This is a genomic window from Mesorhizobium calcicola, from assembly GCF_042682105.1.
Lineage (GTDB): Bacteria > Pseudomonadota > Alphaproteobacteria > Rhizobiales > Rhizobiaceae > Mesorhizobium > Mesorhizobium calcicola.
This window is the reverse complement of record NZ_JBHUGY010000005.1, coordinates 20,620-43,821: the sequence shown is the minus strand read 5'-3', so window position 1 is coordinate 43,821 and position 23,202 is coordinate 20,620. Positions and strand designations below refer to the sequence as shown.

Genomic DNA, 23,202 nt, shown 5'->3' with positions numbered 1-23,202 from the left:
CCATGGACGGGAATCCTGGTGGTGTTCGAGCAAGGCCCCAGCTCTTCCGACTTTGTCGGCGTACGTCCTGGAGATCAGTCTGGCGCCAGCTCCAGTTCATCGAACTGCATAGTCCGGTGGCGTCAGACTCGATGACATATCCGGCGGGACCAATTCCGATCCGTCGCTGAGCAGCACCGAATGCTCCCTTGACCGCCACACACCCCAAAACACACCCCAAAAAACAAACCCGAAACTCACCAACACAGCACCAAAAGGCCACGTCGACACCGCTTTTCAGCTGATCCGAGCCATCGATGATCAGGTCGGAAGCGCCGACGTCGATGTAGTAGCCCGAACCACGCCGCAGATACTTCATGAACAGGCCTGACTCGTCATCGCCCCAGTCGAGCATGAAGCCGGCCTTCTCCAGACCCGCGTAGAATTTTGCATCGCGCTTCTTCATCTCGGCGTAAGCCGGGATCTGAAATTCGTGCAGGATCTTGTAGGGCAGGGAGGCAAAGACGAGATCCGCCTTGCCGTGGTCATGCCGCTCTGAACCGCCTGTTCCGAGTAGAGGGACCCCAGCCCGATCTCCATCAACGTGTCGGACTTGACGATATGGGTGGTCGAGCGTTGCACCATGGTGACATCGACGCCGGCTTCCCAAAGTGCCGGCTGCTATGTCGTGGGCGGAATTGTTCGAACCGACGACAACAGCTTTTTTGCCGGCATAGGCATCGGGGCCGACATGCTTCGATGAGTGATGCTGATCGCCCTTGAAGTTTTCCATGCCTTTGAATTTCGGCACATTGGCCTTGCCCGATTGTCCCGTGGCAGCACCAGTTGCTTCGGCTTCAGTGTGATGTCCTTGCCGTCGCGGTGGACGACGACGATCCATTCCTTTGTCTTGTCGTCATAGGAGGCGCTCTGGCCTCGGTCGAGGACCAGTAGTTCAGCTCCATCACCTGGTGTACATTTCCAGCCAGTCGCCGATCTTGTCCTTTGGCGAGAAGACCGGCCAGTTCTTCGGGAAATCGATATAGGGCAAATGGTCGTACCAGACCGGATCATGCAGGCAGAGCGACTTGTAGCGCTTGCGCCAGCTGTCACCGGGCCGCTCGTTCTTCTCGATGATGATTGTGGAACGCCGAGCTGCCGCAGCCGCGCACCGAGCGCGATGCCGCCCTGAGCGCCGCCGATGAGCACCGTGTAGGCTGCGTCTTGAGCCGAGCTCAGTGCTTCCTGTTTTTCTCGCGTTTCTTCCTTCCAGTCGGCTCGGTTCTGCCCGAGCCATGCTGGCGGCCCATCGGCGCGTGCGAAACCGCCGGCTCCTCTGTGGCTTCACCACTCGGCCATGGTGTGTCAGCAGCGTCCATGATCTTGCCGTCCCCGTCAGCCTGAGTGTGCCAGATAGCGCGCGCGCCACCTCGGTCCTCGAAGCTGATCATCCGTCGATCAGCCCATCACTCTCGGTCGCATCCTCGCCCTGGCGATGGCAAAGTGGGATGGCCTGGTCTTTGCGACACTGCTTGAAGCAGCATGTCGCGGACCTGGTCGCGGCCTTCCATGGTCTGATGTCCCAGGTGAAGGTGACGAGCCGGTCGCGCCAGTAGCAGTCCCATCCTGAAAGCATCATCGACCGCTTTCTCGATGTCATTGGCTGGCCTAATGGCGGCGCCGAATTGTTCGAGCAGGTCGCGACAGTTTCTCTGTGTCTGGGGCCTTGTCGAGCATCAGCTTTCCTCGCCGTGGAATCCAGATCGTCATGGTGGCTCCGAGGCCGGACGTGCCGGCCGAACGAGAAGTATCGGCGAGATGACGGCCTTCGTCACGCCCTCCCACCATAGTTTTCAGTGGTTTCAATGGCTTGTCTGGAAATTGGGGTCACCGGTTGACTCACCAGCCAGACCGGGCCGCGCCAGTAGCGCTTGGCATCGAAGCGTGGATCGCCGGGATCATGCGACGGCACGACGTAGCGCGCGTTGGCGGCAAGGCGCTCGACGGTGGCGGCCAGCGCTTGCGCACGAGCCGTGGGGATGGCCGCGAAGGCCGGCAGGATGCCGCCGACGGAGGCGCTGTCGATCCGTTTTCCTGTGATGCGGTCGAGACAAAGATACTGGCCCTGCGCATCGCTCCAAAGCCGTTCCATCGCCGCCAGGCCTTTTTCAGCGCGGGCACGATTGGCGGCGGCAATCGCGGTGTCGCCCAGCGCTTGCGCGAGATCGGCAAGATCGGCCGCGGCGCGGATCAGGATGGCGTTGAAGCCGGGATCGACGACCTGGAACGGCGAGGCGTCATGCAGCCTGGCATTGTCCCAGCCAAGCCCGCGAAAGTGCTGCACCAGCCAGATGTAGCGGTCGTACTGTTCCCGTGTCGGACGGTGCGCCGGGTCGGCGTGCAGGGTGTCGCGGCGGATGTAGGGCTCGACGCCTTCGGTCGGCACGCGCTCGAAGGCATCGTCCCAGTCGATGGAATTGTCGCGGCCGGACTCCCAGGGATGGATGATGGCGACCAGCCCCTCGCCCTTGGGGTCGCGGGTTTCGTAGAACCATCGATGCCAGGCATCGATCTTCGGCAGCAGCGCGCTGGCGCGTTCTCTTGCGAGCGTCTTGTCCCTAGCGCGGTCGAACAGGCGGCGCACTGCAAAGCCGGCGACGGCCGGCTGGGTGATGCCGGAGGTGGCCGTCGGCCGGCCGGTCCGCCAGACCTCCGGGCCGGGAAAATAGCCGTCGTTCCAGACATGGAAGACGATATGCGGCACCATGCCGTCCGGCCACTGGTGCGCGAACAATGTCTCGATCTCGGTCCATGCGCGCGCCTCGTCATAGTGGGCAAGGCCGAGCGCGGTCAGGCAGGAATCCCAGTTCCACTGGAACGGATAAAGGCCTTTGGTCGGGACGGTGTAGGCGCCCTGGTCGTTCTCTTTCAGCACCTCGACGGCGCGGGCGATGATGTCGTTGGTGGCAGAAGCAGTCATGGATGTTCGTGGGCTTTCGATGTCAAAGGGCATTGGTGGTTTCAGGATCGAACCAGCGGATGCGGTCGGGTTTGGGCGCCAGGCGCAGGTGATCGCCGACCTTGACGCTGGCATTCGATTCCAAGATGGCGCGGAACAGGCCGCCCTCGACATCGCAGGTGACCAGCGTGTGCGGTCCGAGCGGCTCGATGACACGCACGGTGGCGTACAGACCCTCGCCGCCGGCATCGACGTCCTCGGGGCGGATGGCGAATTCCAGCTTCTGCCTGTCTGATTTGGGGCCGGGGAGCGTCAGCCCGGCAACGCTCCAGCTGCCGTTCGCGGTCTTCGTCGCGGGCAGGAAATTCATCGGCGGATTGCCGATGAAGGAGCCGACGAAGCGCGCGGCCGGATTGCGGTAGACCTCGACCGGCGACGCAGCCTGGACGATGCGGCCCTGATGCATGACGGCGATGCGGTCGGCCAGGCTCATCGCCTCGACCTGGTCGTGGGTGACGTAGATGGTGGTGGTCCTGGAGGCGGCGAGCACGCCCTTGAGTTCGGCGCGCATTTCCAGCCGCAGCAGCGCGTCGAGATTCGACAGCGGCTCGTCCATCAGGATGACGTCGGGCTCCATGGCGAGCGCGCGGGCGACGGCGACGCGCTGGCGCTGGCCGCCGGACAGCTGGCCGGAATAGCGGTTCAGCAATTGCTCGATATGCATGAGTTCGGCGGTGCGGGCAACGCGGCGCTCGACCTCTTGCTGCGGCAATTTCTTCATCCGCAGGCCGAAGGCAATGTTCTCGAACACGGTCAGATGCGGAAAGACGGCATAGTTCTGGAACACCATGGCAATACCGCGGTCGCGCGGCTGCAGATGGTCGACGCGGCGGCCGCCGATCCAGACCTCGCCCTGGCTCGGCGTCTCCAGCCCGGCGACGATCCTCAGCAGCGTGGTCTTGCCGCAGCCCGATGCGCCGAGCAGCACCATGAATTCCTGATCGGCGATGGTGAGGTCGACCTGATGCAGCGCGGTGAAGCCACCGAAGCGCTTGGCCACGCCCTTGATCGCGATTTCAGCCATGAGCGGTCTCCGTGTCGCGCGTCATCGGTTGGCGATCCCCCACATGGCGAACAGATATTTCCTGACGGCGAAGATGAAGATCAGCGCCGGTACGACCAGCGCCGCACCGCCGGCGAATTTGAGATAGAGCGGCGATTCACCAAGGCTCTGCAAAAGGAAGGCGGTCAGCGTGCGGTTCTCGATGGTCAGCACGGCGGCCGCAAACACCTCGTTCCAGGAGATGGTGAAGGCAAACACCGCCGAGGCCGCGATACCGGGTAGCGCCAGCGGCAGGATGACCTTGCGAAAGGCCTGCCAGCGCGTGCAGCCGAGCGTCCACGCCGCCTCCTCGAGCTCGACCGGAATGCCGGAGAACAGCGAGAAGGTGACGAGCACGGCGAACGGCAGCGCCAGCGTGGTGTGGACCAGCGCCAGCCCGATGGCGGTGTCGTCGAGACCGGTGCGGATGAACATCACCGCCAGCGGCAATGCCAGCAGCGGCAGCGGAAAGGCGCGCGTCATCAGCACCAGGAAGCGGAAGGTTCCCTTGCCCGGAAAGTCGAAGCGCGACAGCGCGTAACCGGCCGGTGCGCCGAAGCCGATGGCGAGGATCATCGTCAGGGTGGCGACCAGGACCGAGTTCCACAGCGCCCTGGCGACGCCGGCGAAATTGATGAAGAAGGACAGGCTGCCAAAATCAAAGGACGGGAAGAAGCGCTTGGGAAAGGCCGTGACCTCGCCCGGCGACGACAGCGCGTTGACGATCAGGAGGTAGATCGGCAACAGCACCCAGACGCAAAGTATGATGGCGGTGGCAATCAGCAGCCAGTCGCCGGCCTTGCGCGCATCGGCGGTCGCGGCAGCCGGTGCTTGCGTGACCGCGCTCATATGCGCGCCTCCTTCATATCCGTGCCTCTTTGGGCACGCGCAGCACCCTGAGGAAAAACAGCGTGAAGCCGATCGAGACGGCCAGGATGAGCAGCGCCGAAGCGGCGGCGACATTGCGGTCCTGCAGCGTGAATTGCCAGTTGTAGGTCTCGCCCATCAGCACCGGCAGATTGGTGCCGCCAAGGGCTGCGACGACGGCGAAGACCTCGAAGGCGAGGATGACGCGCAGGATGATCGCCGTCTGCAGGCTGGGGCGCAGCAATGGCAGCGTGATGCGCCGGAAGCGCTGCCATGGGCTTGCCCCGAACACTTCCGCCGCCTCGTAATATTCCTTGGGGATCAGGCCCATGCCGGCGACGAGGATGACCATCATGATCGCGGTGGCCCGCCAGATCTCGGCCAGCGCCACGGCGATGAAGATGGTGAGCTTGCTCTGGTAGCCGAGGAACATGACCGGCTTGTCGACGACGCCGAGGCTGGAAAGCAGCGTGTTGAGGAAACCCGACTGGTCGAAGATGGCGAGCCAGATCAGGCCGGCCGCGAGATCGGAAATGCCGAGGGGAATGGCAAAGACATAGAGGGTGGCACTGCGCCCGGTTTCCAGCCGCGACACCACGCTTGCCATCAGCAACGCCATGACCAGCTGGATCGGCACGACGATGGCCGCCAGCAGCAGTGTGTTGCGGACGGTGACCGGGAATTTCCAGCTGCCGGCCATGGTGCGGAAATTGTCGAGGGTGAAGGCGCCGTCGCGGGTCACCGCCTCGAAAGCGACTAGTGCGAACGGGTAGAGGAAGAAGATGCAGAGGAACAGCGTCGCCGGCATCAGCAGCAGATAGGGCAGAGCCTTGCCGTGCATGGTGGTGTCCTTTGCGTGCTGCGGTCGAGTGCTGCAGTCTGGGCGCCCGGAGTGCAACAAACTCCGGGCGCCCCCTCGGGAGGATCTTAATCGACCGGGCAAGCGCCGGCGGATGGCTTGTCGGGCGCCCAGCACGGCGCCTTCGACTGGTCGATGATCGCCTTGAGCGCCGTCGCTTCTTCGCCGAGCACGGCATGGACATCTTCGCCGCCGAGCACGATGCGCTCGAAGCTGTCGGTGTAGACCTGGTTGAACTTGCCGCCGAGATCGCCGAGCCCCATCGGCAGCAGCGCCGGCAGCGCGTCGGATGCACCGGTCATGGTGGCGATCGCCGGGCTGAAAGCCTTGACCGAGGCCGGCATGTCGTCGGGCAGCTTGACGTCGACGACCGGAAAGAAATTGGTCGCCTTGAGCGTGGCGATCTGGGTTTCAGGCTTCAGCATATAGGCGACCAGCGCCTTGGCCTTGTCCATGTCAGGCGAGGTCTTCGGAATGGCGACGCCGGCTACAACCGGCATGAAGCCGCGACCGGCGGGGCCGGCCGGCGCCGGGAAGGCGACGAAGTCGTCCGGCTTCTTGTTGAAGGCGTCGGCGAGCCGCGCGACATGATCGAACGCCACCCAGACTTCGCCTGAAAGCAGCGGCTCCTGCATGAAGGCGTAGTTGGTCGAGTTCGGGTTGGTGTATTGCCACAATTCCTTGAACTTGTTCCACGCCGTTTCGGCTTCGGCTGAGCGGAACTTGGTCACCATCGAGCCGGTGTAGGACGGATAGAGGAAACCCTCGAAAAAGCGATGCTTCAGGCCCTTGGGGCCGGCCGGAAAACCGAATTTCGGCGAACCGGTTTTTTCGGCGATGTTCTTCGACCATTCGATCAGTTGGTCGTAGGTGATGGTGTTGAGATCGACGCCTGCCGGCAGATATTGCAGGGCCTGTTTGTTGGCCGCCATCAGGTAGGTGGCCTGCATCCACGGCATGTATTTCTGCTCGCCGGTGCCGAGCATGCCGAGCTTCCTGTAGGCCTCGTTGACCTTGACCCCACCGACGTCGACGCTGGACAGATCGGTGAGGTTCGCGCCGACAGTCGAGAAGTCGCCATGCAGGCCGCCAAGCAGGCCGATGGTGCCGGAGCCGGCCTGCAGCTCGGCCTGCAAGCGGGTGAGCCATGGGCCGTCCTCGGCGACCTGATAGTCGACGGGACCGTCGAAACCCTTCAGCACCTCGTCGCGCATCTTCTGGGTTTCCTCGACCGGACGCGCCTGCGTCGACCAGAACAGCACCTGCTGGGCTTGCGCGCCGCCCGAGGCGATCGATAACGCCAGCGCGGCGCCGGCCAGTGTCTTCAACGCTTTCATCATGGTCTTCCTCCCTGGATATGCGCCGTCAGGCGGCGTCAGCTTCTTGTCCGCGGTGCGGGTCCATGGCTTGCGCGCGCAACCAGCGTCGGCCGGATCAGCCGCGTCAGTGGTGCGGCGGGCCTGTCGGCGATGATTGTGAGCAGCATGTCGGCGATCTCGCGTGCGCACTGGCGGATCGAGGCATCGAAAGTGGTGAGGCCTGGCGGCGCGTAGGCCGACGCGGCGATATTGTCGAAGCCGATGACGGAGAGGTCGCGCGGCACGCTGAGACCAGCGCGGGCGGCCTCCTCCATCACGGTCAGCGCCAGTTCGTCGAACAGAGCGACGATGGCCGTCGGCCGGTCGGGCCGCTTTAGCATCCGGTTGACGGCCTCGATGCGGGCTTCGTGATCGAAGCGCGGCGCCGTCACCACGTCGAGCCGCACCCACGGATCGCCGCGCCGGGCGATGGCCGCGGCGAGGCCGTCTTGTCTGAGATGCCGGAAGGTCATCGGCTCGGAAATCGTCACCAGGCCGAAATGGCGATGGCCTAGCTCATAGAGCATGTCGAAAGCCTCGCCGAAGGCGTGCGCGCCGTCGGTGTCGAGCCAGTTATAGGCAAAGTCGCTCTCGATCAGCCGGCCGTGGGCAACGAACGGAAAGCCGCGCTCGCGCAGATAGGCGAGGCGCTCGTCGACTTCGGCGATACGCGTGACGACGACGCCATCGGCACGCCCGGATTCGACGACATGACGCAGCACCGACAGTTCAGAATGACCAAAGGCCGCGGTGGCCAGGATCAGGTCGGCGCCGTGCGACACCAGCCCTTCCCCAAGCCCGGTGACGAATTCGCCAAGGAAGGAATCGACAAGGTTCGGCCCGCGGATCGGCAACACAAGGCCGACGAAACCACTGCGGCCGGAGACCAGCGTGCGCGCCGCGGTGTTGGGCACGTAGCCAGCCTGGCGCGCCGCCTGCGCGACACGCTCGCGCGTCTTGAGGGCGATCTGTTCATGGCCGGCAAGCGCCCGCGAGACCGTGGTGATCGACAGGTCGAGGCTTGCCGCAAGCTCTTTCAGCGTGATGACGCGGGTCGTCATCGTTCCTCCCTCAGACGAATTTGAAACGTTTGTAATCGCCTTTCGCAAAATTGCAAACGTTTTAAATCTCAGTTGAGAGCTTGTTCCGGGAGAGCCCGTCGTCCGTGAGAAGCGGCCTCAGCCAAGGCGCGAGATGGAGTGCAGGCGGCCATCGGTGCGGCGAGCCCGAACATGGCAATGCCAGCAGCCCACCCGACATCCCGGGCTCGGTCGATCCGGATCGAATACGCTCTACTGAAGCGTGCGCGCTGGCGGCTGGCCGGCGTGATCCCGGGCGATGCCGGCATCGGCATCCTCTGCTCCAAACGAACGGTCGAGGCCCGTCGCCACCACCGAGACCCTGAAGCGGCCTTCCATGCTCTTGTCGAAGATGGCGCCGACGATGATGTCGGCGTCCTCATAGACCTCCTCGCGGATGCGGGTGGCGGCCTCGTCGACCTCGAACAAGGTCATGTCCCTGCCGCCCGATATCGAGACAAGGACACCCTTGGCGCCCTTCATCGACACTTCGTCGAGCAACGGGTTGGCGATCGCGGCTTCCGCCGCCTTCATCGCCCGGCTCTCGCCGGAGGCCTCGCCGGTTCCCATCATGGCGCGGCCCATGTCGCGCATCACCGATTTCACATCGGCGAAGTCGAGATTGATCAGGCCTTCCTTGACGATCAGGTCGGTGATGCAACTGACGCCGGAATAGAGCACGCGATCGGCGATGACGAACGCATCGGCGAAGGTGGTCTTGGCATCGGCGATCCGGAACAGGTTCTGGTTGGGGATGACGATCACCGTGTCGGCGCTCTCGCGCAGCCGCTCGATACCCTCTTCGGCCATCTGCATGCGGCGCCTGCCCTCGAAGGCGAAAGGCTTGGTGACGACGCCCACGGTCAGGATGCCGGCCTTGCGCGCCGCCTGGGCGATGATCGGAGCAGCACCGGTTCCCGTGCCGCCGCCCATTCCGGCGGTGACGAAGCACATATGCGTGCCAGCCAGATGGTCCATGATCTCGTCGAGCGATTCTTCGGCCGCGGCGCGGCCGATCTCGGGAAGCGATCCGGCGCCCAATCCCTCGGTGACGTGGGCGCCAAGCTGGATCAGCCGCGTTGCCTTCGACATGGTCAGCGCCTGCGCGTCGGTGTTGGCGGCGATGAACTCGGTTCCCTGAAGCTGCTCCGCGATCATGTTGTTGACGGCGTTGCCGCCGCCGCCGCCAACGCCGATAACGGTGATCTTGGGTCTCATCTCGGAGATTTCGGGCTTCTTGAACTCGGCCATGCCTGTTTCTCCTTCGCCATTGCGCGCGCTTCACGACCCGTCCGCAGACTGCCTATGGGGGACATTGCAATCGAGCGGCATGACGCGAATCAGTCCGTTCGGATGGGTACCTCAAAAAGCCAGAGAGCGGCCAGAGGTGCAAGTGCGGGAAAGGTCAAGATTTGTGATGACTAGTTTGCAAGCCGCAGCCGAGAGGCTTGACAGCCTGGTTGCGAGACCCGGTCCATGGCCGCATTGCCAACACGGCTTGCGGCGCTGCGATCGATGCGTCTATCATTCCAGCCGAGAAGTCGCTGACAACGGCCCACACACGGCGTTCAGCCAGCAAACAATGACTTGCGGCGAACGTTGTCTCAGCTGCGTAGATTTCAGAACGAATGAAGTAGCGCACCACCAATGGCCGACAGAACACAATTCGGGTTGACCGCCGTCGACACCGTTCCCTTGCACGAGAAAGTCTATCTGGAGCTGGTCAGAGCCCTGATGTCCGGGCAGTTCCTGCCTGGCCAGAAGCTGACCTCGCGCAAGCTCGCCAAGGAACTTGGCACCAGCGACATGCCGGTGCGCAGCGCCTTCATGCGGCTGCAGGCGCTGCGGGCGCTGAGCCCGATGCCGAACGGCAGCATGGAAGTGCCGGTCATTTCGGCCGAACGGTTTTCGCAGTTGACCGCCGTGCGGACGATCCTCGAAGGCTCGGCGACTGAATTTGCGACAAAGCTCATCAACGGCAACAATCTGCGGACCATCAGACGCCACTGCAGCGACCTGACTTTGGCGGCCCGCCAGGGCGATATCGACGACTATCTGCGCAAGAACCACGACTTCAAATTCTCGATCTATCGCCATTGCGGCAATGAGCAGATGATCTTCCTGATCGAGACCGTATGGATGCAGGTTGGCCCTTTCCTGCGGAACCTGGCCATGGGATTCGAGGACGATCTCGCCTCCATTCTCGACATCGACTACCACGAGGAAGTCGTCGCGGCGATCGAGGCTCAGGACGGGGAGCGCGCGCGCACGGCCATCGTTCGCGACATCGACGAAGGCGCGACACATATCCTTCAGCAGGCCAGATTTCCGGAAGCGAGAACCGCAGCGCGGAGGATTTGACGGATTGGAGGTCTCTTGGCAGCCGGGATTTCATCGTTCGCTTCGGTGGAGCAAACATTCGCGATTGGGCGAGGCCTCCCCAACTTCGTCATCCCTGGGCGAAGCAGGAGCGGAGCTTCGTCGCGGAGACCCCGGGATCCATGCCGGGACCTTGGCCGCAGGGTGCCGCGGGGCAGAATTCTGCACCGTAGCGGCGCTTTGAGGTCGCGGCATGGATCCTCGGGTTTGCGCTGCGTCGCTGCGCTCCTTGCTCCGCCCGTGGATGACGACGCGATGGAGCGAGGCGGGTCCGACATCGCCGTTCAAAAGCCACTTGGCTTTCCGTCTTGTTGCCTCTATGTTGCGATCGCAGATCGCGCAATTGGTTTTGAAATGCCTCCCGACATCCCAGCTAGTGACTTGAAAAATTAAGGAAAAACTCCGGCGGCAGCCGCAGTTTGTTTTCAAAAACTCACCAGCCATCTTTACCAGGGACAGTGTAGCCGATCAGGCTACGGCGCCTTCAAAAACCAGGAGGTTAGAAATTGAGCGATGCAATTGCGGACGTTTTGAACTGGCTTGAAAGCCGAAACGACATCCAGAGCCTGAGGGCGGCTGTGTGCGACCTCAACGGCGTCATGCGCGGCAAGCGCATCCCGGTCGAACAGGCACGCAAGGCGCTGGAAGGCAAGCTGCGCATGCCTTATTCCCTGATCGGGCTCGACATCTGGGGCGAGGACATCGAAGGCAACACGCTGGTTTTCTCGACCGGCGACGCCGACGGGCTTTGCCAATGGACGGGGCGCGGCATTCTCCCGGTGGCCTGGACGGCGCACCCGACGGCGCTTGTCCCGCTCTGGCTCGCCGACGAAACCGGCGCGCCGTATCTTGGCGATCCACGGCGGGCGCTGGCCCGCATTCTCGATCGCTACAAGGCCTTGGGATTGACCCCGGTCGCGGCGACGGAACTCGAATTCTATCTGGTCGATCCGCAATCGCAGCGGCCGGTCGGGCCAGTCTCGCCGGTCACCGGGCGCCGTCTCGATTCCGACGCGGCACTTTCGATCGATGAGATCGACGACTTCGAATCCTTCATCCACGACGTCTACGAAGCCTGCAGAACGCAAGGCATTCCCGTCGACACGGCCATTGCCGAAAATGGCGTCGGCCAGTTCGAGATCAATCTGAACCACGTCGCCGACGCCCTGCGCGCGGCTGACGATGCCGTGTTGTTCAAGCGCACGGTGAAGGGCATCGCCCGCAAGCACGGTTTTGCCGCCTGTTTCATGGCCAAGCCCTATGGCGACCGCGCCGGCAACGGCTTTCACGTGCACTTCAGCCTGACCGACGCCGAGGGGCGCAACGTCTTCGACGACGGCACCGATCAGGGCTCGGAAATCATGCGCCATGCCGTCGGTGGGCTGCTCGCGGCGATGGCCGAGAGCACGCTGGTATTCGCGCCGCACTTCAATTCATACCGCAGGCTGCGGCCAAGATCCTATGCGCCGACCGCCGTGGCCTGGGGCTATGAGAACCGCATGGTCGCGATCCGCATTCCGGGCGGCCCGACGGGTGCGCGCCGGATCGAGCATCGCGTTTCGGGAGCGGACGCCAATCCCTATCTCGTGCTTGCCGCCATATTGGGCGCAGCACTGATCGGCATCGAAAGACAGATGTCGCCGGGCGATCCGACCGGGAGCGACGGGCAAGGGCTTGTGCCGGCCAAGCTGCCGCCGGACTGGGCCTCCGCGATCGCCAGTTTCGAGAGCGGGACACATGTGGCCGAGATCTTTCCGGCGATCCTGCGCGACTCCTTTGTCGCCTGCAAACGCCAGGAACTGAATACATTCGCCCTCAACGTCAGCGACTTCGAGATCGAGACCTACCTGGAAAGCGTCTGAGTATTTACGAGGACAGCTCGGCCTTCAGCACCGAGACCGCCACTTCGCTGTTGTGGACATACTCGTTGGCATCCGGCTGCCTCTGCAGCAGCAGGATGAAAAGAAGGTCGGTCAGCGCCAGCTGCGCGTCGCGCGCGGTGATTGAGGACGAGCGCGCACGCTCCTCGTCGGCGATGGTGTAAAGGCAGATGTCGGAAACCCGGCTCAGCGGATTGTCGTGGACGCCGGTGACGGCGATCACCATCGTGCCGCGCTTGCGGGCCAGCTCGGCGATGCGCAAGGTTTCGATGCTGGCGCCCGAGTAGGACAGTGCGAACAGCACATCGCCGGGCCCGAGCGTCGAGACATTGGCCATCTGGACGTGGCTGTCGCTGTCGTGCAGGACATTGCGGCCGAGCTTCATCAGCTTGTAGGAGAAATCGCGCGCCACCAGCGAGGAAGCGCCTACGCCTACCAGATGGATGCGGCGCGCGCCATCCAGCAGTTCCAGCGCTCTGGAGATGATCCGCTCCGTGTTGGCGGCGACGGTCCGCTGCATCGACAGAAGCTTGCTGCCGATCAGTTTCTTCAGGATGACCTGGTAGCCGTCGCCGACCTCGATCGAACCGTGGATCATGCCCGCCGGTACCTGCCATTCCTGCGCCTTGGCCTCGCTGACGGCGAGCTTCAGCTCCTGATAGCTGGCATAGCCGAGCTTCTGACTGAACTTGACGACGCTCGACTGGCTGCGTCCGATCTCGGCCGCCAGAGCGGCCGTCGACAGGCGCAGCATCTGGTCAGGATTGTCGACGATGTAGCGGCCGATCTCACGATCGCCGGGCGCCATGCCGTCGAGCTTCGCATTGATCCTGTTCAGAACGGACACGGGATCCCCTTTATGCGTTTCAGGCCGGCAAGCCGCACAGCGTGCCAAGATAGGAATAAAATATTCCAATTCTGATTGACAGCCAAGAACGCACAATTAATTCTCGACCTTTATCACACAAGGTTTCGGCGCATGGACAGACTGCGGATCGTCGGCGGACAGAGACTGGAAGGCGCGGTCACCATATCCGGTGCCAAGAATGCCGCCCTGCCGCAGATAGCAGCCGCCCTGCTCAGCCCCTACCCGCTCGAACTGACCAACCTGCCTGCCGTGACCGATGTCGAAAACATGCTCGGCGTGGTGCGCCTTCACGGCGCCGAAGTGACGCGGTCGGCCCATGCCGCGACGATCAACACCAGCGCCGCCGTTTCCAAGGAGACGTCCTACGATACGGTGCGGAAAATGCGGGCGACGGTGCTCGTCCTGGCGCCGCTGCTCGCTCGTTTCGGCCATGCGCGGGTTTCACTGCCGGGCGGCTGCGCGATCGGCGCGCGGCCGGTCGACATGCATGTCGCGGCGCTCGCCGCGCTGGGCGCCCGGATCGCCATCGAGAACGGTTCGATCGTCGCATCGGCGCCGAACGGGCTGACCGGCACGCGCATCGTCTTGAGTTCGCCGTCGGTCGGGGCAACGGAAACCGCCATGATGGCGGCGACCACGGCAAAGGGCGAAACCGAAATCCTCAACGCGGCGCGCGAGCCCGAAGTGGCGGACCTCGCCGCTTGCCTCAACGCCATGGGCGCGCGCATCGAGGGCGCCGGCACGCACCGCATCTTGATCGCGGGCGACACAGACTGGCACGCCGCCAGGCACGACATCATCCCTGACCGCATCGAGGCCGGCACCTATGCCATCGCCGCCGCCATCACCGGTGGCCAGCTAGAACTGACCCACGCCCGGCTCGAGCACATGGCCTCGGTGGTGCAATTGCTGGAAGCAACCGGCGTCAGCGTCTGGCCGGGCGACCGCGGGCTCATCGTGTCACGTGATCGGCCGCTCAAGGCGGTCGACGTCACGACGGAACCCTATCCGGGGTTTCCGACCGATCTCCAGGCGCAGTTCATGGCGCTGATGTGTTGCGCGGAGGGCGCATCGCTGCTGCGTGAAACCATCTTCGAGAACCGCTTCATGCATGTTCCCGAACTGATGCGGCTCGGCGCCAACATCAAGCTGCAGGGCACCACGGCGTTGGTGCGCGGTGGCGCGAAGCTGCATGGCGCGCCGGTGATGGCCACCGATCTGCGCGCTTCGGTGTCGCTGGTGCTGGCGGCGCTGGTGTGCGAGGGCGAGACGACCATCAACCGCGTCTATCACCTCGACCGCGGCTATGAACAACTCGACCGCAAGCTGCGCCTTTGCGGCGCCGACATCGAGCGGCTGAGCGCATGAACAGCGGCGCGGATTATTTCCTCGGCGTCGACGGCGGCGGCACCGGCTGCCGGGCTCGCATCGAGGATGCGGACGGAGCCGTGCTGGGACAGGGCCTGTCGGGTCCGGCGACAACGCGGCTCGGCATCGACGCGGCCTGGGCCTCGATTGCGAAAGCTTTTGGCGCGGCGATCGAGGAGACAGGGTTCGGACCGGCCGAGACCGCCCGGATCAGCGCCGGCATCGGCCTTGCCGGCATCGGCCGCAAGGGCGCGCTGGAAGCGTTGCGGGCGATCGCGCATCCGTTTGCCAGCATCGATTTCGTCAGCGATGGCGTCGGCGCCTGCCTTGGCGCGCATTCCGGTCAGGACGGCGCCATCGTCATCGCCGGCACCGGCTCGATCGGCCTTGGCTTCGTCGATGGCCGCGACCTGCGCGTCGGCGGCTATGGCTTCCCGATCTCCGACGAGGGCAGCGGCGCCGACCTTGGACTGAAAGCTGTGCAGTTGGCGTTGCGCGCCCATGACGGACGGCACGAGCGGACGGCGCTGCTGGCAGAGGTGATGCAGCGCTTCGAGGGCGACCCGATGGAAGCGGTCGCCTGGATGGACCGCGCCAGCGCCACGGACTATGCGGCCCTGGCGCCGATGGTGATGCGCCACGCCGACCAGGGCGATCCGGTCGGGCGGCGCATCCTCCAAAGTGCGGCCGAGCAGATCGACACGCTGGTGCGGGTGCTGTTCGAACAAGGCGCACCGCGCGTGACCTTGCTGGGCGGCTTGTCCAGCCCTCTCGAGCCCTGGCTCTCCCCCGATGTCCGGCGCCGCCTGAAGCCCGCTGACGGCGATGCTGTCTCGGGAGCGATCATCCTTGCCAAAAGGTCTTGCGGCAGGTGAAAGCGCCTTGTCCGGATGGAATAATGTATTCCATATTTCTGTTGACGATACGAATATTCAATTCTAAAAAGTTAACAAAGAAAACAGGGTAGCAAACACGGACTGTGGTCCGTGCGCAGTGGCGCCGCTGGACGAGCCATGCTCGCCAACCGGCTGTGCCGCATGATTTTTGAAAGCACTGGGATGACCGAGCAGGGGCTGATGTCTGAGCTGGACCGGCTGGTTTCCGAAGGTCGCAACCCGAGGACGATGGACATCGACCTGCTGCCGACCATCGACGTGCTGCGCAAGATCAACGATGAGGACAAGGCTGTCCCGGCGGCGGTCGAAAGGGTCGTGCCGGACATCGCCGCCGCGGTGGACCGGATCGTGCTTGCGTTCCAGAAAGGCGCGCGACTGATCTATATGGGCGCCGGCACCAGCGGCCGGCTCGGCGTTCTCGACGCTTCGGAGTGTCCGCCGACCTTCGGCGTGCCCGAAGGCATGGTCGTCGGCCTGATCGCCGGCGGTCCCGACGCCCTGGTGCGGTCGACGGAAGGCGCCGAGGACGATCCGAAAATGGGCGCGAGGGCGCTGCAGGAGATCGGGCTCACATCAGACGACGTGGTCGTCGGCATCGCGGTCAGCGGGCGCACGCCCTATGTCATCGGCGGGCTGAACTATGCCAGGCAGGTGGGCGCAACGACGGTCGCCCTATCGTGCAATCCGGCCTCGACCATCGCCGGCATCGCCGACATTGCCATCTCGCCGGTCGTCGGCCCGGAGGTGCTCACCGGCTCGACCCGGCTGAAATCGGGAACCGCGCAGAAGCTGGTGCTCAACATGCTGACCACCGCCAGCATGATCCGCATCGGCAAGAGCTACCAGAACCTGATGGTCGACCTTAACCCCTCCAACAAGAAGCTGGTCGCCAGAGCAATCAGGATCGTCATGCAGACGACCGGCTGCGCGGCGCAGCAGGCAAAACAGGTGCTTGCCCTGACCGGCAATGATGTAAAGCTGGCGATCCTGGTGACGATCACAGGCATGGGCGTCGAGCAGGCGCGCGTGGCTCTCGGCAAGGCCGGAGGATTCCTGCGAAAGGCAATCAGCGACAGAACGGCGTGAAGGCGCATGGAACAAGGCGGCAAAGCCGCATGACGCAAGACGGCTGAAGCCGGACAAGACGGCGTGAAGCCGCATAGACTGGGCCGATACTCCAAAGCATGTGTGTCTGGAAGCGGTCCGCAGAAACTGCAAGGCATCAAGTTCAATGACAATGGGAGACGAGAATGGTTCACCTCACAAGAAAACTGCTGTCGGGCATGACGCTGTCGAGCATTACCTTGGCCGCGATGCTGAGCGTGGCTGCGGTTTCAACGCAGGCGAATGCGGCGACGCTGCATATGGCCTGGTCGCAGGACGCCACCGGGCTCGACCCGCACAAGCAGACGGCCTTTTCGTCGCTACGGCTGCTGGAGCTGATCTATGAGCCGCTGGTGCGGGTCGAAGCCAGCCTGCAGATCATCCCGGCCATCGCCACGTCCTGGGAGTTCTCCAAGGACGGCAAGGAGCTGACCTTCAAGCTCGATCCCAAGGCGAAATTCCAGGACGGCACGGCTGTCACCTCGGCCGACGTCAAGGCGTCGTTCGAGCGTATCCTCGACGAGAAGACGGGCGCGGCCGCCCGCGCCAACTTCCTGTCGATCGCCAGCATCGACACGCCCGATGTTGCCACCGTCGTCTTCCATCTGTCGCAGCCAGACGCGCCGATCCTGACGGCGATGAGCGACGTCAACGCGGCCATCGTTCCGGCAAGCGAAATCAAGGCCGGCTCGATCGGCACCAAGGCGCTCGGCTCCGGCCCGTTCAAGCTCGACAAATGGGATCCCAACGCCAAGGAAGTCCTGAGCGCCAACAAGGATTGGGCCGGCGGCCCGACCGGCGTCGACGGCATCGAGATCAGTGTGCTTCCCGACGAAGCGGCGATCCTGGCCGCCATGCGCACCAAGCAGATCGATTTCGCTCTGCTCAACGATCCGCTGGTCGCCACGCTGGTGCCGAAGGAGGCCAGCCTGCAACTGAACCGCGTGCCGGTGCTCGCCTATCACGTGCTGCAGCTCAACCCGTCGCGCAAGCCGATGACGGAGCTCAAGGTGCGCCAGGCCATCTCCTGCGCCGTCGACCGGCAGGAGGTTCTGGACACGGCTTCGCTCGGCGAAGGCAAGGTCACCGGCCCGCTGACGATCCCGGCTCTGGCAACCGATCCGAGCCAGCTGTTCTGCTACAAGCGCGACGTCGAGAAGGCCAAGAAGCTGATGTCCGAAGCCGGCTATGCCGACGGCTTTTCGGCGACGGTGATCGGCGCCACCGGCGAGCCGCCGACGGCGGCGGCGGAAGCCCAGGTCATCCAGTCGCAGCTGGCCGAAATCGGCGTCAAGCTGGATATCAAGATGATGGAGCTCAACGTCTATGTCGACGCCTGGCTGAAGGGCGATTTCGACATGGCGATCGCGCTCAACGGCGGCCGCGCCGACCCCTACACGATGTACAACCGCTACTGGACCAAGGCAGGCAATTTGCAGAAGGTGGCGAACTACATCGACGACACGCTCGACAGCCTGATGCAGAAAGGCCGCGCCGAGACCGACCCTGCGAAACGCAAGGCGATCTTCGCCGAGTTCGAGAAGCACCTCGCCGAAACGTCGCCGTGGATCTGGCTCTACACCTCGTACAGCTACACGGCGCAGCAGAAGAACATAGCCGGGTTCGTGCCGACGCCGACGGGCACGCTGTTCAGCCTGAGCAAGGTGACCATCCAGCAGTAGTCACCGCCGGCATTGGACGAGAGGTACTCTTCGCGTGAACTATCTGATGCGACGACTGGCGACGTTTCCTCTGGTCCTGCTTGGCGTGTCCATCCTGGTCTTCGTTGCGATCAGGATGGTGCCGGGCGATTCGATCACGGCAATGCTGGGCACCGAAGCCGGCCTGCTGACGCCGGCACAACGCGACTCGCTCGCCGCCTATTTCGGCATCGACCAGCCCTGGTTCATCCAGTACTGGCGCTGGATAGGCGGCATCCTGAGCGGCAATCTCGGCATTTCGGTCACCTATGGCAGGCCGGTGCTCGACGTCATCATCGAGCGCTTCCCGCTGACGCTGGAGTTGGCCGTGCTCTCGATGATCATCGCGCTTGCGGTCGGCATGCCGGCGGGGGTCTTTGCCGCCACCCGCAATGAGAAACTGTCCGACCTCGGGGTGCGCATCGTCGCCATGATCGGCCAGTCGACGCCGAGCTTCGTGCTTGGCCTGCTGATCATCTACACGCTGTCGGCCGGCTTCGGCGTGCTGCCGGCGATGGGCGAATTCGCGCCGCTCTGGCAGGATCCCTTGCGCAATCTCAGCCAGCTGATCCTGCCCGCCATCACGCTCGGCTTCGCCTTCGCCGCGTCGGTCACCCGTATATCGCGCTCGGCCATGCTCGACGTGCTGAGCGACGACTATGTCCGGACCGCGCGCAGCAAGGGCGTGTCGGCGCGCAGCGTCATCTGGCGGCATGCCCTGCCCAATGCGCTGATCCCGGTCGTCACGCTGAGCGGCATCGAGTTCGGGTATCTGCTGGGCGGCGCCGTCATCGTCGAGCAGATCTACGCCCTGCCGGGCCTCGGGCGCATGGTGCTGGATGCCATCCAGCAGCGCGACTACGCACTAGTGCAAGGCAGCGTGCTGTTCATCGCCTTCAACTTCATGATCGTCAATCTCCTGGTCGATCTCGCCTATGTCGCGCTCGATCCGCGCATCCGGCTGGGAGAGTCGTGATGCGCATCCTGCGCGCCATCTTCGGACACGGCAGCGGCCGCATCGGCGGCATCATCGTCGGCGTCTATCTGCTGGTCGCCATCCTCGGCATGCTCGGGCTGACACCGCACAATCCCATCACGCAATACCGGGTCGACCGGCTGCATGCGCCTAACGGCGCCTTTTGGATGGGCACCGACCTGTTCGGCCGCGACGTGGCCAGCCGGCTGATGGCGGGCGTCGGCCAGTCCTTCACCGTCGCCTTCTTCTCGGTCGCCTTCGCGACGCTTACCGGCACTGTGCTGGGGCTTGCCGCCGCCTGGCTCGGCCGCCGCTGGGACGGAGTGCTGATGCGGATCATGGATGTGCTGCTGGCCTTCCCGGCAATCCTTTTGGCGCTGCTTATCGTCACTGTCGCCGGGCCGGGCACATGGACCAGCGTCGTTGCCATCGGCATCGTCTACACGCCGATCTTCACCCGCGTGGTGCGCGGCCCTGCCTTGTCGCTCAAGGCGCGCGAATTCGTCGATGCCGCACGCACCTTCGGCAGCAGCTCGAGCTACATCGTGACGCGCCATTTGCTGCTCAACCTGGTGGCGTCCTTGACCGTCCAGGTGACGCTGGCCCTGGCCTGGGCGCTGCTGACCGAAGCGGGCCTGAGCTTCCTGGGGCTCGGCACGCAGCCGCCCGCCGCCTCGCTCGGCCTGATGCTGAGCGACAGCCGCAATTTGATGGAGACCGCGCCCTGGCTGATGATCTTTCCGGGCCTGGCGATCATGATCAGCATCCTTGGCTTCAACCTGCTTGGCGACGCCTTGCGCGATATCCTCGACCCCAAGATGCGGAGGGCGCCGGCATGACCCCGCTGCTGTCCGTCCGCGATCTGCGCGTCGGCTTCGGCCGCAATCCGCAGGCCAACGAGGTGGTGCGCGGCGTCAGCTTCGACCTCGCCGACGGCGAGACGCTGGCCATTGTCGGCGAGAGCGGATCGGGCAAATCCGTCACCGCACTGTCGATCAACCGTCTCATCGATTTCGGCGGCGGCCGCATCACCGGCGGCGCCATGAAGCTGAAACGGGCCGACGGCAGCCTCTTCGACCTGATGACCGCCACCGAACCGCAGTTGACCGGCATTCGCGGCGCCGAGATCGGCATGATCTTCCAGGAGCCGATGACCTCGCTCAATCCGGTTTTGACCATCGGCACGCAGATCGAGGAATCGTTTCGGCTGCACCGTGGGCTGACCGGCAGGCAAGCCACGGCAGCAGCCAGGGATGCGCTCGACCGCGTGCGCATCCCTGATGCCGCGCGGCGGCTGAAATACACGCCCAACCAGTTGTCCGGGGGCATGCTGCAGCGGGTGATGATCGCCATTGCGCTGGCCTGCAATCCGCGCCTTCTCATCGCCGATGAGCCGACGACGGCACTCGACGTCACGGTGCAGGCGCAGATCATGGCGCTGCTGGCCGACCTGAAGCGGGAAACCGGCATGTCGATGATCTTCATCACCCATGACATCGGCCTGGTTGCCGGCATCGCCGACAAGGTGATGGTGATGCAGAACGGGCAGGCCGTCGAACAGGGTGAGCTGAGCCAGATCCTCGACCATGCGCAGCATCCCTATACGCAGCACCTGCTGCAGGACGTGCCGCATTTCGCCAATGGCAGCGCAACGCGCGCGGACGGGCAGCGCGGCGAGAATGCGAGCACAGAACCGGCTTTGAAGGTCGACGATCTTGTGGTGCGGTTTCCCCTCAAAAGCAGTTTCTTCAGCCGCGCCACCGGCGCGGTGCATGCCGTCGACGGGGTCAATTTCGACCTGATGCCCGGCGAGACGCTGGCCATCGTCGGCGAGAGCGGTTCGGGCAAATCCACCACCGCGCGCGCCGTGCTGGGACTGGTGCGGTCTGCACGTGGCAGCTTCTCTGTCGGCGCCCGAAAGGCTTCGTCCGAGCAAAGCGCCCTGCCCGTGCAGATGGTGTTCCAAAACCCGTATGCCTCGCTCAATCCGAGGCTCAGCATCGAGAGCATCCTGGCCGAACCGGTGATCGCCACCGGCGGCCGGGTGAATCCCGAGACGCGGGCCAGGATGGTGCGCCTTCTGGAACGCGTCGGCCTGCCGAAGAACAGCCTGGAACGCTATCCGCACGAATTCTCCGGCGGCCAGCGGCAAAGGCTGTGCATCGCCCGCGCGCTGATGCTCAATCCTTCCGTCGTGGTTCTCGATGAAGCAGTGTCCGCGCTCGACGTCTCGGTACAGGCCAAGGTGCTGGAACTGCTGGTCGACCTGCAGCGCGAGTTTGGGCTGGCCTATCTGTTCATCTCGCACGACATGGCGGTCGTCGAACGGATCGCGCACCGGATCGCCGTCATCTATGCCGGCCAGATCGTCGAGATCGGCGACGCGGCCTCGGTGCTGTCGAAGCCGAAGCATTCCTATACGAGGAAGCTCATCGCCGCCGTGCCGACCATCGACCGGCGCCACGAACATTTCGAGCTCGACACGCGCCAGGTCCCTTCGCTGGTGCGCCCGCAGGGGTATGAGCCGGCGCCGGCGAGGTGGGAGCGGTTTGGGGCTGATCATATGGCGAGGGCGGAGGTGTGATGGGTTGCATCCGGAAATATGCAGGGTCGGCGGGACAGCACCCCCCTCTGTCCTGCCAGACATCTCCCCCGCAAGGGGGGAGATTGGATGTCGCATCGGCCTTCGCCAATCTTCAAAGTTTGAAGGCTGGCGGCGCGCACGAACTGCCGATCTCCCCCCTTGCGGGGGAGATGTCCGGCAGGACAGAGGGGGGTGGGACGGAACGCTGCCTTTCAGACGGAGCCCGGCATTGAGCGCCCTCGCCCAGCTCTTCGATCGAGCGTTCGCACCGCTGGCAGCTGCAGTGGCCGCCAAACGCATTCCCGGCGGCGTGCTCGGCATTGTCGACAGAAATGGCGAACGCATGGTCAGGTCGATCGGCTCGGCCCAGCTGGTGCCGACGCCGCGCCCGATGCAGGACGCCACATGGTTCGACCTGGCATCCTTGACCAAGGTCATCTTCACGACGCCGCGCATCCTGGCGCTGGCGGAAGAGGGCATCGTCGATCTCGATGCGCCGCTGATCTCGGTGCTGCCGGACCTGCGCCAGTATGATCAAGAGGCCTGGGAGCGGAAGGTGACCTTCCGCCAGTGTCTTGGCCACCAGACGCCGTTTCCCGCGGTCGAACCGATCTACACCTATGGGCGCGACCCCGAGCTGCTGCGTGCCTTCATCCTGCAGCGCGAATGGCGGGCTCGCGACCCGGTCTATTCCGACATCAACTTCATCCTGCTCGGCTTCGCGCTGGAGCGGCTGTCGGGAAAGACGATCCGGGACATGGATCCCGGCCCCGGCTTTGCCTTCTCCGCTGAGCCGGATGCGTCGGCGGCGACCGAGGACTGCACCTGGCGCCATCGCGTGCTGTCCGGCGAGGTCCATGACGACAATTGCTCGGCACTGCAAGGCGCGGGTCATGCCGGCCTGTTCGGAACAGCCGCTTCCGTCCTCGTTTTCGCGCAGGGGCTGCTGGATGGCACCGGCGCTTGCGAGCGTTCGATCGCGCTGATGCGAACGCCCTTGTCGGCCACCCGCACGCATGGCTGGGAGCGCCCCCATGAGGGCTGGTCCGGCGGGGCGTTGTGCAGCCCCGGAACCATCGGCCACACCGGCTTCACCGGCACGGGATTGTGGATCGACTTCGACAGGGGCAAGGCCTGGACCTTGCTCACCAACCGGATCCATCCGACACGTCATTTCGACAGCGAAATCGCTTCGCTTCGACAGGCGGTCGGCGACCTTGTCAACGGGGATTGTTAGGGAAGTG

18 protein-coding genes and 1 pseudogene are annotated in these 23,202 nt (G+C 64.1%); 10 read left to right on the top strand and 9 right to left on the bottom strand.

All coding sequences use genetic code 11. The annotated features are described in order from the left end of the window. The 8 genes and pseudogenes from ACFSQT_RS03245 to ftsZ form a co-directional block, all read right to left on the bottom strand. A pseudogene (locus ACFSQT_RS03245) lies at positions 1 to 1,716 on the bottom strand (NAD(P)-binding domain-containing protein); the annotation flags it as partial. A 94-nt stretch (positions 1,717 to 1,810) separates the two neighbouring features. Then, positions 1,811 to 2,959, bottom strand: coding sequence for an MGH1-like glycoside hydrolase domain-containing protein (locus tag ACFSQT_RS03240; protein ID WP_379016983.1), 1,149 nt, complete (start codon positions 2,957 to 2,959; stop codon positions 1,811 to 1,813). Between the two features lie 22 nt (positions 2,960 to 2,981). Then, the gene (locus tag ACFSQT_RS03235) at positions 2,982 to 4,022 is read right to left on the bottom strand and encodes an ABC transporter ATP-binding protein (RefSeq protein WP_379016982.1); all 1,041 of its coding nucleotides are present in this window, start codon (positions 4,020 to 4,022) and stop codon (positions 2,982 to 2,984) included. Positions 4,023 to 4,043: 21 nt separating this feature from the next. After that, complete coding sequence (locus ACFSQT_RS03230; RefSeq protein ID WP_379016981.1) at positions 4,044 to 4,889, bottom strand: carbohydrate ABC transporter permease; 846 nt, start codon at positions 4,887 to 4,889, stop codon at positions 4,044 to 4,046. 13 nt (positions 4,890 to 4,902) lie between these two features. Next, on the bottom strand, positions 4,903 to 5,748 hold the full coding sequence (locus ACFSQT_RS03225) for a carbohydrate ABC transporter permease (protein ID WP_379016979.1): 846 nt from the start codon (positions 5,746 to 5,748) through the stop codon (positions 4,903 to 4,905). 86 nt (positions 5,749 to 5,834) lie between these two features. Continuing rightward, a complete protein-coding gene (locus ACFSQT_RS03220; RefSeq protein WP_379016978.1) occupies positions 5,835 to 7,106 on the bottom strand; it encodes an ABC transporter substrate-binding protein in 1,272 nt (423 codons plus the stop codon). A 35-nt stretch (positions 7,107 to 7,141) separates the two neighbouring features. Further along, positions 7,142 to 8,185, bottom strand: coding sequence for a substrate-binding domain-containing protein (locus tag ACFSQT_RS03215; RefSeq protein WP_379016977.1), 1,044 nt, complete (start codon positions 8,183 to 8,185; stop codon positions 7,142 to 7,144). A gap of 231 nt (positions 8,186 to 8,416) precedes the next feature. Continuing rightward, positions 8,417 to 9,454, bottom strand: coding sequence for a cell division protein FtsZ (gene ftsZ, locus ACFSQT_RS03210; RefSeq protein ID WP_379016975.1), 1,038 nt, complete (start codon positions 9,452 to 9,454; stop codon positions 8,417 to 8,419). 396 nt (positions 9,455 to 9,850) lie between these two features. Here ftsZ and ACFSQT_RS03205 point away from each other — a divergent pair, with 396 nt between their 5' ends. Beyond that, the gene (locus ACFSQT_RS03205; protein ID WP_379016974.1) at positions 9,851 to 10,564 is read left to right on the top strand and encodes a GntR family transcriptional regulator; all 714 of its coding nucleotides are present in this window, start codon (positions 9,851 to 9,853) and stop codon (positions 10,562 to 10,564) included. Between the two features lie 524 nt (positions 10,565 to 11,088). Continuing rightward, positions 11,089 to 12,444 carry a glutamine synthetase family protein gene (locus ACFSQT_RS03200; protein WP_379016972.1) on the top strand — a complete coding sequence of 452 codons (1,356 nt, stop codon included), beginning with the start codon at positions 11,089 to 11,091 and terminating at the stop codon, positions 12,442 to 12,444. A 4-nt stretch (positions 12,445 to 12,448) separates the two neighbouring features. Here ACFSQT_RS03200 and ACFSQT_RS03195 read toward each other — a convergent pair whose 3' ends face one another. After that, a complete protein-coding gene (locus ACFSQT_RS03195) occupies positions 12,449 to 13,309 on the bottom strand; it encodes a MurR/RpiR family transcriptional regulator (protein WP_379016971.1) in 861 nt (286 codons plus the stop codon). 132 nt (positions 13,310 to 13,441) lie between these two features. Between ACFSQT_RS03195 and murA the strand changes: the two genes are divergently transcribed. The 8 genes from murA to ACFSQT_RS03155 all read left to right on the top strand — a co-directional run bounded on the left by murA (position 13,442) and on the right by ACFSQT_RS03155 (position 23,195). Continuing rightward, on the top strand, positions 13,442 to 14,698 hold the full coding sequence (murA, locus tag ACFSQT_RS03190; RefSeq protein ID WP_379016970.1) for a UDP-N-acetylglucosamine 1-carboxyvinyltransferase: 1,257 nt from the start codon (positions 13,442 to 13,444) through the stop codon (positions 14,696 to 14,698). Then, entirely contained in the window at positions 14,695 to 15,573 is an 879-nt protein-coding gene (locus ACFSQT_RS03185; RefSeq protein WP_379016969.1) for a glucosamine kinase nucleotide-binding domain-containing protein, read from the top strand. The genes murA and ACFSQT_RS03185 overlap by 4 nt, the downstream gene beginning before the upstream one ends. 183 nt (positions 15,574 to 15,756) lie before the next feature. Beyond that, positions 15,757 to 16,680 carry an N-acetylmuramic acid 6-phosphate etherase gene (murQ, locus tag ACFSQT_RS03180; protein WP_379016986.1) on the top strand — a complete coding sequence of 308 codons (924 nt, stop codon included), beginning with the start codon at positions 15,757 to 15,759 and terminating at the stop codon, positions 16,678 to 16,680. Positions 16,681 to 16,844: 164 nt separating this feature from the next. Beyond that, positions 16,845 to 18,380, top strand: coding sequence for an ABC transporter substrate-binding protein (locus ACFSQT_RS03175; RefSeq protein ID WP_379016968.1), 1,536 nt, complete (start codon positions 16,845 to 16,847; stop codon positions 18,378 to 18,380). 34 nt (positions 18,381 to 18,414) lie between these two features. Next, complete coding sequence (locus tag ACFSQT_RS03170) at positions 18,415 to 19,374, top strand: ABC transporter permease (RefSeq protein ID WP_379016967.1); 960 nt, start codon at positions 18,415 to 18,417, stop codon at positions 19,372 to 19,374. Continuing rightward, the gene (locus ACFSQT_RS03165) at positions 19,374 to 20,213 is read left to right on the top strand and encodes an ABC transporter permease (RefSeq protein WP_379016965.1); all 840 of its coding nucleotides are present in this window, start codon (positions 19,374 to 19,376) and stop codon (positions 20,211 to 20,213) included. Before ACFSQT_RS03170 ends, ACFSQT_RS03165 begins: the two co-directional genes overlap by 1 nt. After that, positions 20,210 to 21,958, top strand: coding sequence for an ABC transporter ATP-binding protein (locus ACFSQT_RS03160; RefSeq protein WP_379016964.1), 1,749 nt, complete (start codon positions 20,210 to 20,212; stop codon positions 21,956 to 21,958). Before ACFSQT_RS03165 ends, ACFSQT_RS03160 begins: the two co-directional genes overlap by 4 nt. Positions 21,959 to 22,187: 229 nt before the next feature. Further along, positions 22,188 to 23,195, top strand: coding sequence for a serine hydrolase domain-containing protein (locus ACFSQT_RS03155; protein WP_379016963.1), 1,008 nt, complete (start codon positions 22,188 to 22,190; stop codon positions 23,193 to 23,195). Positions 23,196 to 23,202 lie beyond the last annotated feature (7 nt).